This is a genomic window from Hafnia paralvei ATCC 29927 (genome assembly GCF_001655005.1).
GTDB classification, from domain to species: domain Bacteria; phylum Pseudomonadota; class Gammaproteobacteria; order Enterobacterales; family Enterobacteriaceae; genus Hafnia; species Hafnia paralvei.
The window spans coordinates 45,460-63,390 of the sequence record NZ_LXET01000009.1 but is presented as its reverse complement, the minus strand read 5'-3'; the positions used below and the strand labels follow the sequence as shown (position 1 = coordinate 63,390).

The window sequence follows — 17,931 nt, the reverse complement described above, 5'->3', positions numbered from 1 at the left end:
GATTAGCGCTTATGTAAAATCTCAAAGCAATAGCCGTGCGAGTTAGCGCTGTCTGCATCATGAAACTCGCTAAATGTGGTTTCCCATTCATCTGGCTCGTAATCAGGGAAGTAGGTATCACCTCCCACTTCAGCATCAACATGCGTCAGGTACATGCGTTGGGCTAACGGCAGGAATTGAGAATAAATGCTGCCACCACCAATCACCATCACCTCTTCCACATCGCCCGCAGCGGCAATAGCAGCCTCAGGTGAAACCACCCACGTCACGCGATCGTCAGTACCTGCTTGGCTACTCAATACAATGTTGTGACGTCCAGGTAAAGGACGGCCAATAGATTCAAATGTTTTACGCCCCATAATAACCGGTTTATCCAGCGTATTACGTTTAAACCACGCGAGATCAGCCGGTAAATGCCACGGCATCGCGTTTTCCATACCAATAACACGATCTGCCGCAAGCGCAGCAATCAGGCTGATATTCATGATGGTCGATCCTATCAAGTAGAAAAATTGCGCACACTATAAGTAAAGGGGTTGCAGGTGTCGATAGCCAGATGACGTCATTTAGCGCTACTTAAACTAACTCTCAGATAAACCAACATTATTTATACACTCGGGCGCTTACGATATAACCATAATCCTGGCAACGACAGGCCGATGGAGAGCGCACCGACAATAAATGACGCTTTTAGGAAGTTTGTCACCATCGTTTCAAACAGCGCATCGCTAAAACCCTGATGTGAAATTTTCACCACGGAGATCATCGCCGTATAAGCATAAATCCCCGGAAACATAGGGATCACCGCCGCAACGGTAAAGACTTTCGGGTGAGCAAGCAGCCTGCGAGACCATTGAATGCCCAGCACGCCAATCAATATTGCCGCGCCCAAAGTAGACCACTCGATGTTAATGCCAAAATGCATCATGAGCATACGTGAGCCATGGCCAATAGCGCCGAGCAGTGCGCAGTAACGTAAAGCACGAACCGGCACATTAAACACCAAGGCAAAACCCACTGCGGGCACCGCGGCCAAAATCATGTCTTGCAGCAGCGCGAGCAACAAATCGATTAAATCCATCCTCTTAGCCCCCACAACGACATCGCCATCACCACACCAATACAGGTTGCTAGGGTCAGCAACGAAGCCATCGCCCATCGTGCAAGCCCAGTATTCACATGGCCTTTAAACATATCTGCCACGGCATTTATCAGAGGAAATCCCGGCACCAGCAACAGCACGCTCGCCGCCATCGCAATAGTCGAGGTTGTTTTGAATGGATCGTATTGGATCAGCAATCCCGACACGCTGGTTGCAACGAAAGCCGTGATGCAGAAGTTAATTTGTGGATGCATTTGCCGCTGCGTGAGCACCTGACGCACATACATCGCCACGGCGCTGGCCATAAATGCCACGACAGAACCGTCCCAACCTCCACCGTTCAGTTTGCAAAAGCAGCCACAAGAAAGCCCGACCATTAACACCAGCAGCCAGCGCGGATAGCGCAACGGCTTGATATGCTCAAAGCGGCGGCGAACATCTTTAATGTCTAGCAAATGGTGTTCAGCCATAATCACAATATGCTGCACTTCCGTCACCACATGCATATTGATACCGCGATCGACGTTCTTGCGCGTCGACGTCATACAGTGACCATTAATGATCGTGCTGAGCACCACCGCATTCGCAGAGATAGAGCTTTCAACACTCTCAGCCCCTAGCGCAATGCCTAGACGAGAGGAAAGCTGCTCGACCAGCATACTTTCAGCGCCGTGCTGCAATAAAAAAAGCGCGCATTGTATGCACAGTCGCGTGAGCTCCCGCTGCCTGTCTGAATCCACATCCATGGTTATTCCTGACTCAATTGATTATTATCCATACCACTATCGTTTAAAAACAACTCACCTCAATTCTTATGACATCACCGATATAGCTCCTTAATAGATCTGATACACTCACGGAAAGGCGGCGTTATTATCTTGTTTTAACCACCTACATCACGGATCTCATCATGCTCGAAACCTCGTTGTTTGTTGCAAGTATTGCGACATTAGGGATGTTATCGCCCGGCCCTGATTTCTTTTTAGTGATCAAAAATGCGGCGCGCTATCGACGTCAGGCGGGCATGATGACCGCACTCGGTGTTATCTGCGGTGTCGCCACCCATATGTCATATTGTGTTGCAGGCTTGGCCGTTGTTATCACCACGACACCATGGCTATTTAATATCCTGAAATACGCCGGTGCCGCTTATCTCGTTTGGATTGGTATCCACGCCCTACTTTCTCGTGGCGGCAGTAAAATTCATCTAGATAGCCAAGCACCTCTCAATGTCAGCCTGAAAAGTGCATTCTTACAAGGCTACCTGTGTAACCTGCTTAACCCTAAAGCCACGCTGTTTTTCTTAGCGGTATTTACTCAAGTATTAGAGGTTAACTCAGGTTTTATTGAAAAACTGTGGTATGCGGGGATAATTTTAGGTTTATCTTTCATTTGGTGGCCGATGTTGGTGATACTGATTCAAAGCGCCCCGGTGCGCCGTGCTCTGACAAAAGCGCAGAAAATCATCGATCGTTTACTGGGTGTGATGCTGATTGGATTAGGCTTGAAAGTTGCCTTAAGCTAATTAAGACGCCCTCTTCTTATATCAAAGAAGAAGAGGGCGGAAGACTATGCCTCTTTCTGAAACTTCGGCACGTCCTCTTCATGAATGGTTACCATAGGATCGAGATCCGGTGACTTACCATCGATACTACCGCGCCAACCGCTTTGCTGAGCAATGGTCAAACGCGCCTTATCGTGTTCTATCGCCTGACTCAACATCTCTTTAGCCCGCTGTAAGCTCGCCAAACGGAATTCGACATCCTCGTAGTTAGGCACCGTATCTTCCAGCATCTGCACATTGTAGCGACGGAAAATATCTGCCTTTTCACGTGCTTCATACGCACCACAGCCAAGGTGTTCTAAGACATTTCTCCCTACGCGCAGCGAACCTTCAAACAACTCTCGTTCGACAAACTCAACCCCGCGCTGGCGTAGTTGATAGTAGTGATCGACATCACGCGCGCGCGCAATAATTTTCAGGTGTGGAAAATGTTCCTGCGCCAACTCGGTAAGTTGCAGATTGGCGTCTACATCGTCGATGGCGTTGATTAAGACTTTGGCCTTCGCCGCACCAGCAGACTCCAGCAAATCGACGCGAGTTGCGTCGCCATAAAAGACCTTCATGCCAAATTTACGCAACGTTTCAACGTGATCGGGATCGTGATCCAGCACCACCGTATGCACATCATTGGCTAACAGTAGGCGCCCCGCGATCTGTCCGAAGCGGCCAAAACCGGCAATAATCACACTGGCATTTTCGTCATCGATAATGTCCTGTGGTCGCTCTTCCTGCTTAACGTTCTTCTCGAGCCGCGAATAAATCACCAGCAAAATCGGTGTTACCGCCATTGATAACGCCACTGCCAGCGTCAGCGATTTCGCCCATTCAGCAGGTAACACCCCCGCCATTTGCGCGGCCCCAAAGACCACAAATGCAAATTCACTTCCCTGCCCTAACAGAACGGCAAACAACGCGCGTTGCTTGCGCGGCACGCCCAAAATAGGAGCCGCTAGCCAGAGCAAAACTCCCTTAAGGATCAGAAATCCAAACAGCAGCGTCGCAATCAGTAATGGGTGACTAAACAGCGTGCCAAAATCGATCGACATCCCCACACCGATAAAAAACAGCCCAAGTAACAATCCCTTAAACGGCTGAATATCACTTTCGAGTGCATGTCGATACTCTGAGCTCGCCAGAAGCACGCCAGCCAAAAATGCCCCCATCGCCATCGACATTCCGGCCATTTCCAGCAGCACACCGAAACCAAACACCAAGAACAATGCCACGGCGCTAAACACTTCTCGCATACCAGAGCGAGCCACAAAATGCAGCAGTGGACGAGTGACATAGCGCCCAAGCAGGATCACAACCGCTAACGCTCCGACTACCTTAGCCGCTGACATGGCAAATGCGCCCATGGTCGTCGTCGCACCACTGCTGGCGAGCAAGGGGATCATCGCAACCAGTGGAATCGCGGCAATGTCCTGAAACAGCAGCACCGCAAACGAGGAACGCCCAACCGGAGAAGGCGTTAAATTACGCTCGCTCATCGCCTGCATCGCAATTGCGGTCGAAGAAAGTGCCAGCGTTAAACCAATGAGCAACGCGACCTGCCAACTTAATCCCAGCAGATAGCAGAACAGACTCAGCACCAGACCGCAGCCCACCATCTGAATACTACCGCCGCCAAACACCGAAGCACGTAACGTCCATAGGCGTTTAGGGTCCAACTCAAGCCCGATGACAAACAGCATCAACACCACGCCGATCTCAGCAAAGGTGAGGATAGATTCCGCATCCGATACCAGCCTTAGCCCCCACGGACCGATGATGCAACCCGCAATCAAATAGCCTAAAACCGAGCCTAGACCTAGGCGTACCGCAAGTGGCACGAACAGCGCCGCAGAGCCAAGATAAATCAGCCCCTCAATCATCATGCCGTGATTATCCATGAGTCGGTTCCTCTGCATCGGTTGGCGGTAATTCCGTTTCGGCATGCAGCATCAGATAGTTCATCAGGCGCCGGCGATAGCTCTCACTGGCGCGTATAAGCGCAGGCTCATCACAGGAAAACGTATTATGTTCGGCAAAATAAGGCAGCCAATTCATACCACAGTAAAGAGCCGTGGCTTGGATTGGCTGGGACAAAACCGGAAAAGTGGGATGATCGCCCAAATCAAAATGGTGATCGTTACCCCCAGTGGTGACCGCCCACATGAAATCCTTGCCTTCCAAAGCTTTACCGTTATGTCCGTAGGCCCAACCGTGCTCCAAAACCTTGTCCATCCATAGTTTGAGCAACGGCGGCACGCTATACCACTGCATCGGGTGTTGCAGGATAATCAGGTCGGCCTGACTAAGTGCTTGCTGCTCGGCAGCCACGTTGATATTAAAATCGGGGTAAAGGTCATAGAGCGAACGGACTTTGACTTCTGGAATATTAGACACCGCGTCTAATAGGCGCTTATTGGCATGAGAATGCCGAGGATAAGGATGGGCGTAAATAATCAGGATCATGCGATTCTCGTTGTACGGAAGCCTTAATTTATCTTAGACACAAATATTAATGTCATTAATATCGGCTAGATGAAACAGGTAAAACTTAAGGTCTAACTCAGTGAATAGCATGACAGCAATAGAGAAAAATAAAATCCGAAATATTTAAATAAGTTTCTCAACTTTTTGAATGGAGTGAAAATTCCTAAAAAAAAAGCCCAACCGAAGTCAGGCTTTATATAACAAAATACAGGTTATCCTTTCAGACGAGCGTGCATTTCCTGCACCGAGATAACCTGATCGGTTGGATCGGAGTTCAGTGCCATTGCAGTAGCAAAACCACCGTTAAGCGTGGTGTCATAGTGCACTTTATACTGCAGCGCGCTGCGGCGAATCAGCTTAGAATCTTCAATCGCCTGACGACCAGCGGTAGTATTCACAATGTAAGAATACTCACCGTTTTTGATGCGATCCTGAATATGAGGACGCCCCTCATGCACCTTGTTGACTAAGCGAGGGTTAATCCCTGCTTCACCCAGCACAATTGCGGTACCGTGAGTGGCATCCAGCTCAAAGCCTTGCTTAAGTAATTTAGCGGCTAAGTCCACCACGCGGTGCTTATCCCCTTCGCGAACCGATAACAGCGCACGGCCCGGCGTTTTCACCTTAGACTGGCTGCCTAGCATCGCCTTCGAGAAGGCCTCCGCAAAGGTGCGGCCCACGCCCATCACTTCCCCTGTCGAACGCATTTCTGGCCCTAAAATAGGGTCTACGCCCGGGAACTTATTGAACGGCAGCACGACTTCTTTCACAGAGTAGTACGGAGGAATCACTTCTTTCGTGATTCCCTGCTGAGCCAGCGTTTGACCGGCCATGACTCGAGCCGCAACCTTCGCTAACGGAACCCCCGTCGCTTTCGATACAAACGGAACCGTACGCGCCGCACGTGGGTTAACTTCAATCAGATAAACTTCGTTATCTTTGACCGCAAACTGTACGTTCATCAAGCCACGCACGCCCAGCTCCATCGCCAGCTTTTCAGCCTGCTGACGCATCACGTCCTGAATCTCTTGGCTCAGCGTATAGGCAGGCAAAGAGCATGCAGAGTCACCGGAGTGAACGCCCGCCTGTTCGATGTGCTCCATGATACCGCCAATCAGCACCCGCTCACCGTCGCAGATGGCATCAACGTCAACTTCAACGGCGTCATCTAGGAAGTGATCCAGCAGCACCGGCGCGTCGTTAGATACGCTAACCGCATTCTGGAAGTAGCGACGCAGGTCGATTTCGTCATAAACGATTTCCATCGCGCGCCCACCAAGCACGTAGGAAGGACGAACCACCAGCGGATAGCCGATCGCGGCGCCCTTCTCAATCGCCTGCTCAATCGTTGACACCGTCGCGTTTGCTGGCTGCTTCAGGCCTAAACGAACCACCGCCTGCTGGAAACGCTCGCGGTCTTCAGCACGGTCAATGGCATCAGGGCTGGTGCCGATCACCGGTACTCCCGCAGCTTCCAGCGCACGAGCCAATTTCAGCGGAGTTTGGCCGCCGTATTGCACAATGACGCCTTGAGGTTTTTCAACTGCGACAATTTCCAGCACGTCTTCGAGCGTGACGGGTTCGAAGTACAGTCGGTCTGAGGTGTCGTAGTCGGTTGAAACGGTTTCTGGGTTACAGTTAACCATGATGGTTTCATAGCCATCTTCACGCAGCGCCAGCGATGCATGGACGCAGCAGTAGTCAAACTCAATCCCTTGGCCGATACGGTTCGGACCACCACCCAGCACCATGATTTTTGGACGATCGTTATTCGGGTTAGACTCACACTCTTCTTCATAGGTGGAGTACATGTAAGCCGTGTCAGTCGCAAATTCTGCGGCGCAGGTATCGACGCGTTTGTAGACCGGATGCAGATTGTATTTATGACGCAGTTTACGAATCTCAGTCTCCGCGACGCCAGCCAGCTTAGCCAAACGCGCATCGGCAAAACCTTTACGCTTCAGTTGGCGCAGGAATTCGTAGCTCAGCCCATTAATGCCCACTTCCGCCACTCGTTCTTCCAAGCGCACCAACTCTTCAATTTGCACCAAGAACCAGCGGTCAATGTTAGTCAGGTTAAATACGCCATCCACGGACAGCCCTGCACGGAAGGCATCAGCGATGTACCAAATACGCTCAGCGCCAGCGTCTTTGAGTTCACGACGGATTTTAGTCAGCGCTTCAGGGTCATCAAGACTGACTTTCGGGTCAAAACCAGCCGCGCCGACTTCCAGCCCGCGTAACGCTTTCTGTAAGGATTCTTGCTGCGTGCGGCCAATGGCCATCACTTCACCCACTGATTTCATCTGGGTGGTCAAACGGTCATTGGCGCCTGCAAATTTTTCGAAGTTGAAGCGAGGAATTTTGGTGACAACATAGTCGATAGACGGTTCGAACGACGCCGGAGTGCGACCGCCAGTGATGTCGTTCATCAGTTCGTCAAGGGTGTAACCCACTGCCAGTTTTGCCGCAACTTTCGCAATCGGGAAACCTGTCGCTTTCGAGGCCAACGCCGAAGAGCGGGAGACTCGCGGGTTCATTTCGATAACAATTAGGCGGCCATTTTTCGGGTTCACCGCGAACTGTACGTTGGAACCGCCGGTCTCTACACCAATTTCACGCAGTACCGCCATCGAAGCGTTACGCATGATTTGATATTCTTTATCTGTCAGCGTTTGCGCTGGCGCGACGGTAATGGAGTCACCGGTATGGATCCCCATCGCATCGAAGTTTTCAATCGAGCAGACGATGATGCAGTTGTCATTTTTATCACGCACCACTTCCATCTCGTACTCTTTCCAACCAATCAGCGATTCATCAATCAGCAATTCTTTAGTTGGGGAAAGGTCCAAGCCGCGCTCGCAAATCTCTTCAAACTCTTCGCGGTTATATGCAATACCGCCACCGGTTCCCCCCATGGTGAAGGAAGGGCGGATAATGCATGGGAAGCCAACGTCAGCCGCGACGGCAAGCGCCTCCTCCATGGTGTGGGCAATGCCGGAACGCGCGGTGTCCAAACCAATTTTCTTCATCGCAATATCAAAACGGCGACGGTCTTCAGCTTTATCAATCGCGTCAGCGGTGGCACCAATCATGGTGACGCCAAACTCAGCGAGTACGCCCTGACGTTCCAGCTCCAGCGCACAGTTCAGCGCGGTCTGGCCCCCCATCGTCGGAAGAACGGCATCAGGACGCTCTTTTTCAATAATCTTGCGCACGACTTCCCAGTGGATGGGCTCGATGTATGTCGCATCAGCCATCTCTGGATCGGTCATGATCGTGGCTGGGTTGGAGTTCACCAGAATGACGCGGTAGCCTTCTTCGCGCAGCGCTTTGCATGCCTGCGCACCAGAGTAGTCGAACTCGCATGCTTGGCCGATAACAATCGGGCCTGCGCCCAGAATCAGGATGCTTTTTATATCAGTACGTTTTGGCATTTGTTTATTGCTCCTGATTATTTAGCGTTTACGGCTGGGGTATTGACTGAGCCCGTGGAACGGTAGTTCTGAATTAAATCAATAAAGTGGTCGAACAGCGGCGCAGCATCATGTGGACCAGGGCTGGCTTCAGGGTGCCCTTGGAAGCTAAATGCGGCCTTATCGGTACGGTGAATGCCCTGAACCGTGTGGTCAAACAGTGATGTGTGCGTAATGCGCAGCGTCTGCGGCAAATTATCGCCGTCTACGGCAAAACCATGGTTTTGAGCAGTGATCATCACAACGTTTTTATCCAGATCTTTTACCGGATGGTTGCCGCCGTGGTGACCCAACTTCATCTTGATAGTCTTGGCTCCGCTAGCCAGCGCTAAAAGTTGATGACCTAAGCAGATGCCAAACACCGGAATATCCGTATCCAAGAAAGTTTTAATTGCGCGAATAGCGTAATCACATGGTTCAGGATCCCCTGGACCATTCGACAAGAAAATGCCATCTGGATTAAGTTTCAGCACATCTTCAGCAGGGGTTTGCGCGGGTACGACCGTCAAGCGGCAGCCTCTGTCTACCAACATGCGTAAAATGTTACGTTTGACGCCGTAATCGTAGGCAACCACGTGGAATGGCAGCTCAGACGCCTCTTTCGCGGCGGGCAAATCGCCCATCAGCGTCCAGCTACCTTGAGTCCATGCGTAAGATTCTCGGGTTGTGACTTCTTTGGCCAGATCCATTCCTTTTAGGCCTGGGAACGCGCGCGCTTTTTCCAGCGCGAGCTGCGCATCAGGCAATGAGCCATCTACCGGGCCAGTAATAATGCAGCCGTTCTGTGCACCTTTCTCACGCAGTAGGCGGGTCAGCTTACGCGTATCAATATCAGCAATAGCGACAACGTTGTGACGTTTCAGATAATCAGAGAGCGATTCTGTGCTGCGGTAGTTGCTGGCAATCAGAGGCAGATCGCGAATAATCAGACCTTGAGCATGAACAGCGGAGGATTCTTCATCAGAGGCGTTAGTGCCGACGTTGCCGATATGAGGATAAGTAAGAGTGACTAGTTGGCGGGAATAGGAAGGATCAGTAAGGATTTCTTGATAACCGGTCATTGACGTATTGAAGACCACCTCGCCCACTGCCGATCCATCTGCGCCTATCGACCGACCGTGAAACTGGGTTCCGTCTTCCAGAACCAATATAGCTGACTTAATCAAAACACCCTCCAAAGAATATTCAGTCACATTATTTGCATATTAATGCAGATCATTCGATCTAAATCAATGCAAAAAACTGCCTTCTTGACTAATTTCCGGCAAATTGCGCGCATTCTAAAGACGCGACGAATCCTTGTCTACATGAAAACGGGATTTTTTTGTGTTTTTTACAGCTTTGAATTGATTTTTACAGCGAAGTGGTTAAAAGAAGATATTAATTGAAAATAGAAAACGGTTGCCAGTATCGGAGTTCAGCGGCAATGGGGTTATGATGCAATTTTCCTCTACAAAGGTCAATCAGAGTTTCCGCCAAGGTTAATAAAAAGTAAAATATGGTGATTTATACCAACCTTACAGTCAAATACAAAATCAGCTAATAAAAAAACAAAAACCCATAAATAACACCTTGTTATTTATGGGTTTAAAATAAAATTAAAAACAACAAAATCAAACAAAAATACGCATTTCACCTAGAGTTCATTGAGAGAAAGAACATCTCGCATATCATAGAGCCCTGTCGCTCGAGTGCCTATCCATGCAGCCGCGCGCACTGCACCACTAGCAAACGTCATCCGGCTCGATGCTTTATGCGTAATTTCAATACGCTCGCCCACATCGGCAAACATCGCCGTATGCTCTCCCACAATGTCTCCTGCACGAATAGTGGCAAAGCCGATACTCTTAGGGTCGCGTTCCCCCGTATACCCTTCGCGGGAATATACCGCACACTCTTTTAGATCACGGCCAAGCGCCTGCGCAATGGTTTCTCCCATTGCCAAAGCCGTTCCCGATGGCGCATCGACCTTATGACGATGATGCGCTTCGATAATCTCAATGTCGGTGTAGTCCCCCATGACTTTAGCGGCTTTTTCTAGCAGTTTAAGCATCACATTGACACCCACGCTAAAGTTGGCCGCAAATACAATCGCGATAGATTCGGCGGCCTGACGAATCGCCACCTTACCCGCGTCATCAAAGCCGGTCGTACCAATCACCATATTTTTATGTTGCTTCACGCAGAACTCAAGATGGGATAACGTGCCCTCTGGACGGGTAAAATCGATCAATACATCAAAACTATCGGCGGCATCTTGCAGGCTGGAACTCACGACAACACCGGTTTTACCGATGCCGGCAAGCTCACCCGCATCAACGCCTAATAACGAAGAACCTTCGCGTTCAAAAGCTGCGCCAAGTACGACACCATCAGTGTTTGCAACAGCGCTGATCAGTTGGCGTCCCATACGCCCGCCAGCCCCAGCGACAGCAATACGGATCTGAGAATTAGACATCTTCCCTCTCTTAATTATTTAATTTCGCTCAGCAATATGGTCAATGAGCCTGCAATGTTAGTTTCAGGTTAACGGCTCTAAGATGTCACTGCCAGAAAAAATGCGCTGTAATTAGAAAATTGCGATGAGAGCTCAATATCATCAGCAATAACAATTCCCAGACAGTATGTTTTTGGCCTAAAACAGAAGCAAAGAATAAAAAACAATCATCCGCATAATCATGCAAAACCAAACAGTTAGCGCCGGTAGAACTAACATCTCATTACGATAAGTTCAGTGTCAATTTGATACCAACATTCCCACTTTGATAGGCCTGAGCCCCCCTTTCAAGGCCTAAAACTGCCGTTGGTCACATTCTGTGGCCTTGCAGGTGAAAAACAACCGATCATGCTCACGTTTCCGAAAATCACACTATTCAATAGCACCCGATGGCGTGCATCTTGCTGCTTTTATTCTGTTTATACATTCCTCTTAATTTTATTAAAAAAACCACGCTCCTCTAAGGAGAAAGCTATGTCGTTAGGATCACCACTCAAACGGGTTGATGCTGAAGCAAAGGTTACCGGACGCGCCCGTTATACCGACGATCATCAAATGCCGGGGATGCGCTATGCCAAATACGTACGCAGTCCTGTTGCCCATGCGAAGGTCACCGCTATTGATACTTCTGCTGCGCTTGCCATGCCAGGCGTAGAAGCGATTTTTACCTTTAAAGATGTGCCCGAACTCCTCTTCCCTACCGCTGGGCACGCTTGGTCCTTAGAGGCCGCCAAACGTGACGTTGCCGACCGTAGTCTGTTGACCCAGCACGTCCGCCATTTTGGTGATGGGGTGGCGATTGTGGTCGCCAGAGATGCGCTTACGGCAGAACGCGCCGCAGCACTTGTGGACGTGACCTATCAAGAATTACCGGTCATCACTAATGCCCAAGCCGCACTGGCAGAAGGCGCAACGCCCATCCATCCAACGGGAAACATACTGAAAAAAAGCGACATCAGCGCTAATCAGCCCACAGAGGCGATCTCCGCGGCTGATTTACAGCTCTGCGCTCATTTTCAAACGCCAGTGATTCAGCATTGCCACATGGAAAGCGTGACCTGTTTCGCTTATATGGAGCAGCCCGATCACATTGTGATTGTGTCCAGCACCCAAATTCCTCAAATCGTTCGCCGCACCGTTGCTCAAGCGTTGGGATTACCATGGTCAAATATTCGCGTGATTAAACCCTATATTGGCGGTGGTTTTGGTAACAAGCAGGACGTTTTAGAAGAACCTATGGCAGCGTTTCTAACGCTGAAAATGGGGGGGATTCCGGTTAAAGTCGAATTGAGTCGTGAAGAGTGTTTTTTTGCCTCTCGGACTCGCCATGCATTTAGCATTGATGCCAAGTTAGGGCTCAATAAAGACGGCATACTCACGGGCTATCAGCTTGATGTGCTCTCCAATACCGGCGCTTACGCTTCTCATGGGCACTCTATTGCATCTGCCGGTGCCAACAAAATTAGCTATCTCTATCCCCGCAGTGCCTTTGGCTATTCGGCCCTCACCCACTACTCCAACTATCCTGCCGCGGGTGCCATGCGGGGATACGGTGCGCCTCAGGTCGCTTTTGCCCTTGAGTGCTTATTAGATGATGCCGCCGAAAAACTCGGGTTGGATGCCGTAGAGGTGCGCTTACTGAATGCCGCACGCAGCGGCGATATTAATCCGGTTAACCACAAAACCATATACAGCGCTGGATTAGTCGAATGCTTGGAAAAAGGCCGCGACATGTTTGAGTGGGACGCGCGCAAAGCCGAATGCCTGCAGCAAAACGGAGATGTGCGGCGCGGCATTGGCATTGCCTGCTTCAGCTATGGCTCCAATACCTATCCGGTCGGCGTTGAAATTGCGGGCGCTCGAATGCTGCTTAATCAAGACGGTACGGTTAATCTGCAAATCGGCGCGACGGAAATTGGGCAAGGCTCGGATACCGTATTCGCTCAGATGGCGGCGGAAACGCTAGGACTCCCTTTTGAGCATATTCGCGTCATCTCCACCCAAGACACCGATATTACCGCCTACGATCCGGGCGCATTTGCATCGCGTCAGAGCTACGTAGCAGCGCCCGCGGTTAGACAGGCGGCAACCGAGCTGCGTAGCAAAATTCTGGCTCATGCCGAGTTGATTAGCCACCAGCCTCAGTGGGGGCTTACGCTACTCGATGGAAATGTGGTGATGGCCGCGCAGCCTGAAATGGTACTGATGAGCGTCGCTGACGTCTCTATGCATGCCTATTATCATCAGGAAATCGGCGCTCAGTTGCTGGCTGAAATCTCGCACAAAACCACGACTAACCCACCGGCTTTTGGCTGCACCTTTGTCGACCTCACTATCGATATTCCTTTGTGCAAAGTCACCATCAACAAGATCCTCAATATGCATGATTCTGGCCGAATTCTTAACCCTCAGTTAGCGGAAGGTCAGGTACATGGCGGCATGGGAATGGGAATTGGTTGGGCGCTGTTTGAGGAGATGATCATCGATGAGAAAACCGGTGTAGTACGCAATCCAAACCTGCTGGACTATAAGTTCCCCACCATTATGGATCTGCCCGATCTGGACTGTGCCTTTGTTGACACCTACGAACCGCAGTCTGCGTATGGGCATAAAGCACTGGGTGAACCACCGATTATCTCGCCCGCTCCGGCAATCAGGAATGCAATCCGCATGGCGACCGGCGTGGCAATTAACACCTTGCCTATCACGCCTAAAACGCTGTTTAACGAATTTGTTCTCGCCGGACTCATCAGGGAGTAATCATGTACGATATTGAAAGCTATCACCGCGCTCGCAACGTACAACATGCCTGTGAGCTGCTCACTGAACACCCACAGGCTCGTCTGCTGGCCGGTGGCACGGATGTGTTAATCCAACTGCATCACCTTAATCCTAAGTATCGTCATATCGTCGATATTCACGACTTAGCTGAACTCAAAGGGATCACGCTCGATCGCCATAACCATCTGCGGATCGGTTCAGCCACGACCTTTACTGAAATAATTGAACATCCATTGATCCAACAGCATCTGCCTCTACTTGCCGAGGCTGCGGCTACCATCGCGGGGCCACAGGTGCGTAACGTAGCCACCTTCGGTGGCAATATCTGCAACGGTGCCACCAGCGCAGACTCGGCGTCCCCCACGCTGGCGCTTAAGGCCGAATTAGAAATCGCCACCCAAAGCGGAAGCTATAAGCGCTCAATCGAAGGTTTTCACACCGGCCCCGGTAAAGTGGCGCTACAGCAAGGTGAAATCGTGGTGGCTTTCCACTTTGCTCCGGCCTACTACCAAAATATCGGCAGCAGTTACATTAAATACGCGATGCGCGGTGCGATGGATATCGCCACTATTGGCTGCACGGCAGTTTGTCGCATTGCCGAAGGGCGTTTTACAGAATTGCGCTTAACCTATGGGGTGGCTGCACCGACCCCAATTCGCTGCCCACAGGCTGAGAACTGCGCCATCGGTCAGCCAATTACCCAGCAAACTCTCGCCGCCGTTAGCGAGGCCGTTGCGCAAGATGTTTCACCACGCTCATCTTGGCGCGCAGAAAAATCATTTCGTCTACATCTGATCCGCACCTTGGCCCAACGGGCTATCACATTAGCCGTTGAACGCGCTGGAGGACATATCCAATGAAACATAAAAACTGGGTTGATATTGAGTGCCAAATTAATGGCAAAACCTATCAATTTTGCCTGTCTCCAGCGATGTCTTTAATGGAATTGCTACGTGAACAAGGCCTAACCAGCGTGAAGCAGGGATGCGGAGTCGGAGAATGCGGTGCTTGCACCGTGCTGATTGACGGCGTTGCCACTGACAGTTGCTTATACCTCGCCGTATGGGCCGATGGTAAGCAGATCCGCACCGCCGAAGGCGAGGTGAGAAATGGGGAAATATCAAAGGTACAACAGGCATACGTCAATGCTGGCGCGGTACAGTGCGGATTCTGCACGCCGGGTTTGGTGATGGCAACGACGGCCTTGCTGGCTAAACATACCTCTCGCCCGCTGACGCACGAAGAAATCCGCCGGGGATTAGCGGGTAATCTATGCCGTTGCACAGGGTATCAAATGGTGATCCGCGCAGTAGATGCATGTAGGGATGAATAGCAGAATATTTGCTGGCTAGGAATAAGCAGGACACTCAACGGGTGCTCTATCCATTTAGAGCACCTAAAATCGCTGTCATCGCCTTTCCACTCACTCTACCGTGCTAGTAAGAAGCATTATCCGAATTCATTATGCTCATGTTTCTGGAACAAATATTGTTTAACGAATCTACGTAACCGACGACATTCACAAAAGGCCAGTAAAACTGGCCTTTAACAGCAGAAAAATTTCCGTAAAAATTTAAACCCACACACAGAAACTAGTGAGAGATACCGTTTTGAATGGTACGCAGATCGCCATCGCTGAACGAAATATTCACTTTATCTTCGGTATCTTGCAGAATTTTTTGGGCTATCATCTCGGTTACCGGAGTAATGATATTAAAATGGTCTCCACCATCTATTTTATAGATATGCAGCGGGATAGACTTTTCTTTGGCAACCACGTTTAAGTCATCGAACTCCGGCCAGAAATACTCTTCACCTTCGAAATAAAAGGTTGGCGATTTTATTGATGTTATAAACTCGCCAGGGGAGCGTAGGCGAAACTCTTCAGGGTTATTCTGATTAAAGGGTACGGCAACCATCATCTTCCCTCCCTCGATACGTTTTTTCAGATCGGGAATTCCGCCCAGAGAAAATGCCGCTCTAAATCCTGTTAGATACTCACTGCCTAAAAGAACACGAGTTCCCCCCGTGCTGTGCCCCGCCAAATAAATCCGATTTGGATCAACGTAAGGCTGTGATGCTAAGTATTTTCTGGCTGACTCTAAGTCGTCAATTTCACCATAAAACATCTCATATTTTCCTGGGTTAGCATTTTCTCCACGAAAACTGGGCACCATCATCACTAAGCCCGATTTTCTAAATGCGCTACCACTTTGATCGTTACTGCGATCTTGCTCGGTCCAGAAAAAATCATCGCTACCAATGCCGCCATATCCACCAACCAGCCAAATAACCGCAGGGTGTTTTTTTCCATCGTGGGGATCAGGTGTCAGAAATGCCGCCATTTTGCCATCTTGGGCAGGATAGCTTACGAGGGAAAAGATATCTGCGGGGGGAGTTGCCGGTTCACCATCGCCTTGGAAGCTGGTATCGACAATTTCTGTTTTGAATTTTGCTCGAGCACTGCTCAAACTCTCTGGAGTCGCTGCGCTGTTATCACACGCACTGACAAACACACTGGCAACCAAAACCATCAGCGTCATTACACGCTTAGAGAAATACTTGTAACCTTCCATGAGAAACTCCGTTTCGTACAACATCCATTAAGCGCCCCACTGAAGTGGGGCAAAATTTTAATCTAATAGTTTAACTCGCAGTTCTTTCGGCACTTCGAAAACAATGTTTTCTTCACGTCCTTGCATCTCAACCGAACCTTCTCCGCCTAATGCCTGAAGACGTTTAATCACTTCTTGCACCAGAATATCGGGGGCTGAAGCGCCCGCGGTGACGCCGATGCAATTCACACCTTCTAACCACTCTTCGCGAATATCTTCAGCAGAATCGATCAAAAATGCTGGAATGCCCGCTCGCTGTGCTAATTCGGCTAAACGATTTGAATTCGATGAGTTCTTTGAACCAACAACCAGGACCACTTCGGCCTCAGCAGCCAAGTTACGTACGGCTTCCTGACGATTAGTGGTCGCATAACAAATATCATCTTTGCGTGGGCCAATAATCTGCGGAAAACGCTCGCGCAGTGCGTCGATAATGTCTGATGTGTCATCCACTGAAAGCGTAGTTTGCGTCATGAAACACAGGTTAGCTTCATTTTTAACCTGTAACTTCCACACGTCCTCTGGCGATTCAACCAGATACATCCCCCCTTCAGGGTTGCTGTACTGGCCCATCGTGCCTTCGACTTCTGGATGCCCTGCATGCCCAATCAAAATGGCTTCAGTGCCTTTACGGCTAGCACGGGCAACTTCCATATGGACTTTAGTCACCAGCGGACAGGTTGCATCAAACAACATAGTAAGATTACGCGCTTTGGCTTCTGCACGTACCGCCTGAGAAACGCCATGAGCGGAGAAAATCAGAATCGTGTTATCAGGGACTTCGCTGATCTCTTCAATAAACACGGCTCCGCGTTCACGCAGGCTGTTGACGACATAACGGTTATGCACCACTTCATGACGGACATAAATCGGCGCGCCATAAATTTCTAGCGCGCGTTCTACGATACTAATAGCCCGGTCGACACCCGCGCAGAAACCACGCGGATTAGCCAGCAGGATTTGCATCAACGTCTCCCTGCTGCGGGTCAATCTCCAGCACCTCTACGTCAAAGGCGACCGGATGTCCCGCAAGCGGATGGTTAAAATCAACGGTCACTGAATCACAGGCAACTTCACGCACAATACCCGGCATTTCGCTGCCGTCTCGGCCAGTGAACATCATAATAGTTCCCGCCTCTGGAACGCCTACATCGGCGAAATCACGGCGGGTAAAGAACTGAACAAGATCGGGGCTGTTCTCACCAAAAGCATCCTGCGGCTGTAAAGTGAACTGAAACTTATCGCCCACCTTATGTCCCAGCAAGTGCTCTTCCAACGCGTCAGACAAACTACCGTCGCCTAAACGAAACAGAGCGGGCTTGCCACTGCTGCGCGTAGATTCAGCCTGAGTGCCATCCTCTAACTGCAAGGTGAAATGCACGAGTACTGCGCTGTTGCTCTGCACTTGCTGAGTCATA

Annotated in this window: 15 protein-coding genes; 4 read left to right on the top strand and 11 right to left on the bottom strand. The window is 50.2% G+C overall.

The window, feature by feature from the left end:
* Window positions 1-2: 2 nt before the first annotated feature.
* The 3 genes from folA to M988_RS03295 form a co-directional block, all read right to left on the bottom strand.
* On the bottom strand, window positions 3-485 hold the full coding sequence (folA, locus tag M988_RS03305; protein ID WP_008814645.1) for a type 3 dihydrofolate reductase: 483 nt from the start codon (window positions 483-485) through the stop codon (window positions 3-5).
* 122 nt (window positions 486-607) lie between these two features.
* A complete protein-coding gene (locus tag M988_RS03300; RefSeq protein ID WP_039185718.1) occupies window positions 608-1,081 on the bottom strand; it encodes a threonine/serine exporter in 474 nt (157 codons plus the stop codon).
* Window positions 1,072-1,848, bottom strand: coding sequence for a threonine/serine exporter family protein (locus M988_RS03295; RefSeq protein ID WP_064572826.1), 777 nt, complete (start codon window positions 1,846-1,848; stop codon window positions 1,072-1,074). Before M988_RS03295 ends, M988_RS03300 begins: the two co-directional genes overlap by 10 nt.
* A 164-nt stretch (window positions 1,849-2,012) precedes the next feature.
* Here M988_RS03295 and M988_RS03290 point away from each other — a divergent pair, with 164 nt between their 5' ends.
* Window positions 2,013-2,627 carry a LysE family translocator gene (locus tag M988_RS03290; protein ID WP_064572824.1) on the top strand — a complete coding sequence of 205 codons (615 nt, stop codon included), beginning with the start codon at window positions 2,013-2,015 and terminating at the stop codon, window positions 2,625-2,627.
* Between the two features lie 44 nt (window positions 2,628-2,671).
* Here the strand turns inward: M988_RS03290 and kefC are convergent, their stop codons facing one another.
* From kefC to dapB, 5 genes are all read right to left on the bottom strand, one after another.
* On the bottom strand, window positions 2,672-4,558 hold the full coding sequence (gene kefC / locus M988_RS03285; protein ID WP_008814649.1) for a glutathione-regulated potassium-efflux system protein KefC: 1,887 nt from the start codon (window positions 4,556-4,558) through the stop codon (window positions 2,672-2,674).
* The gene (gene kefF / locus M988_RS03280) at window positions 4,551-5,123 is read right to left on the bottom strand and encodes a glutathione-regulated potassium-efflux system oxidoreductase KefF (RefSeq protein ID WP_039185709.1); all 573 of its coding nucleotides are present in this window, start codon (window positions 5,121-5,123) and stop codon (window positions 4,551-4,553) included. Before kefF ends, kefC begins: the two co-directional genes overlap by 8 nt.
* 233 nt (window positions 5,124-5,356) lie before the next feature.
* Window positions 5,357-8,581, bottom strand: a complete 3,225-nt coding sequence (gene carB / locus M988_RS03275) for a carbamoyl-phosphate synthase large subunit (protein WP_008814651.1) — start codon at window positions 8,579-8,581, stop codon at window positions 5,357-5,359.
* A 17-nt stretch (window positions 8,582-8,598) separates the two neighbouring features.
* Window positions 8,599-9,786 carry a glutamine-hydrolyzing carbamoyl-phosphate synthase small subunit gene (gene carA, locus M988_RS03270; RefSeq protein WP_064572819.1) on the bottom strand — a complete coding sequence of 396 codons (1,188 nt, stop codon included), beginning with the start codon at window positions 9,784-9,786 and terminating at the stop codon, window positions 8,599-8,601.
* A gap of 470 nt (window positions 9,787-10,256) precedes the next feature.
* Window positions 10,257-11,078, bottom strand: coding sequence for a 4-hydroxy-tetrahydrodipicolinate reductase (dapB, locus tag M988_RS03265; protein ID WP_064572816.1), 822 nt, complete (start codon window positions 11,076-11,078; stop codon window positions 10,257-10,259).
* Between the two features lie 513 nt (window positions 11,079-11,591).
* On the opposite strand from dapB, the gene xdhA reads away from it, so the two are divergent.
* The 3 genes from xdhA to xdhC are packed head-to-tail and all read left to right on the top strand — an operon-like array spanning window position 11,592 to window position 15,231.
* On the top strand, window positions 11,592-13,877 hold the full coding sequence (gene xdhA / locus M988_RS03260) for a xanthine dehydrogenase molybdenum-binding subunit XdhA (RefSeq protein ID WP_064572814.1): 2,286 nt from the start codon (window positions 11,592-11,594) through the stop codon (window positions 13,875-13,877).
* A 2-nt stretch (window positions 13,878-13,879) separates the two neighbouring features.
* A complete protein-coding gene (gene xdhB, locus M988_RS03255) occupies window positions 13,880-14,758 on the top strand; it encodes a xanthine dehydrogenase FAD-binding subunit XdhB (RefSeq protein WP_008814655.1) in 879 nt (292 codons plus the stop codon).
* Window positions 14,755-15,231 carry a xanthine dehydrogenase iron sulfur-binding subunit XdhC gene (gene xdhC / locus M988_RS03250; RefSeq protein WP_008814656.1) on the top strand — a complete coding sequence of 159 codons (477 nt, stop codon included), beginning with the start codon at window positions 14,755-14,757 and terminating at the stop codon, window positions 15,229-15,231. The genes xdhB and xdhC overlap by 4 nt, the downstream gene beginning before the upstream one ends.
* A 259-nt stretch (window positions 15,232-15,490) precedes the next feature.
* On the opposite strand, the gene M988_RS03245 is transcribed toward xdhC, so the two are convergent.
* From M988_RS03245 to fkpB, 3 genes are read right to left on the bottom strand one after another with little or no spacing between them, the layout of a single operon-like run.
* Window positions 15,491-16,474 (bottom strand): alpha/beta hydrolase family protein, encoded by a 984-nt coding sequence (locus M988_RS03245; RefSeq protein ID WP_114445855.1) that lies wholly within the window; start codon window positions 16,472-16,474, stop codon window positions 15,491-15,493.
* A gap of 57 nt (window positions 16,475-16,531) precedes the next feature.
* Window positions 16,532-17,479: a 4-hydroxy-3-methylbut-2-enyl diphosphate reductase gene (ispH, locus tag M988_RS03240; RefSeq protein WP_064572810.1), complete on the bottom strand. Its 948-nt coding sequence runs from the start codon at window positions 17,477-17,479 to the stop codon at window positions 16,532-16,534.
* On the bottom strand, window positions 17,460-17,930 hold the full coding sequence (fkpB, locus tag M988_RS03235) for an FKBP-type peptidyl-prolyl cis-trans isomerase (RefSeq protein ID WP_008814659.1): 471 nt from the start codon (window positions 17,928-17,930) through the stop codon (window positions 17,460-17,462). The genes ispH and fkpB overlap by 20 nt, the downstream gene beginning before the upstream one ends.
* Window position 17,931 lies beyond the last annotated feature (1 nt).

What these genes read in the sequence shown, in the direction of transcription:
- M988_RS03300 (WP_039185718.1), bottom strand. Translation starts at nt 1,081, where the DNA reads ATGGATTTAATCGATTTGTTGCTCGCGCTGCTGCAAGACATGATTTTG.
- dapB (WP_064572816.1), bottom strand. Translation starts at nt 11,078, where the DNA reads ATGTCTAATTCTCAGATCCGTATTGCTGTCGCTGGGGCTGGCGGGCGT.
- xdhB (WP_008814655.1), top strand. Translation starts at nt 13,880, where the DNA reads ATGTACGATATTGAAAGCTATCACCGCGCTCGCAACGTACAACATGCC.
- M988_RS03290 (WP_064572824.1), top strand. Translation starts at nt 2,013, where the DNA reads ATGCTCGAAACCTCGTTGTTTGTTGCAAGTATTGCGACATTAGGGATG.
- kefF (WP_039185709.1), bottom strand. Translation starts at nt 5,123, where the DNA reads ATGATCCTGATTATTTACGCCCATCCTTATCCTCGGCATTCTCATGCC.
- xdhA (WP_064572814.1), top strand. Translation starts at nt 11,592, where the DNA reads ATGTCGTTAGGATCACCACTCAAACGGGTTGATGCTGAAGCAAAGGTT.
- M988_RS03245 (WP_114445855.1), bottom strand. Translation starts at nt 16,474, where the DNA reads ATGGAAGGTTACAAGTATTTCTCTAAGCGTGTAATGACGCTGATGGTT.
- xdhC (WP_008814656.1), top strand. Translation starts at nt 14,755, where the DNA reads ATGAAACATAAAAACTGGGTTGATATTGAGTGCCAAATTAATGGCAAA.
- M988_RS03295 (WP_064572826.1), bottom strand. Translation starts at nt 1,848, where the DNA reads ATGGATGTGGATTCAGACAGGCAGCGGGAGCTCACGCGACTGTGCATA.
- folA (WP_008814645.1), bottom strand. Translation starts at nt 485, where the DNA reads ATGAATATCAGCCTGATTGCTGCGCTTGCGGCAGATCGTGTTATTGGT.
- ispH (WP_064572810.1), bottom strand. Translation starts at nt 17,479, where the DNA reads ATGCAAATCCTGCTGGCTAATCCGCGTGGTTTCTGCGCGGGTGTCGAC.
- kefC (WP_008814649.1), bottom strand. Translation starts at nt 4,558, where the DNA reads ATGGATAATCACGGCATGATGATTGAGGGGCTGATTTATCTTGGCTCT.
- carB (WP_008814651.1), bottom strand. Translation starts at nt 8,581, where the DNA reads ATGCCAAAACGTACTGATATAAAAAGCATCCTGATTCTGGGCGCAGGC.
- fkpB (WP_008814659.1), bottom strand. Translation starts at nt 17,930, where the DNA reads ATGACTCAGCAAGTGCAGAGCAACAGCGCAGTACTCGTGCATTTCACC.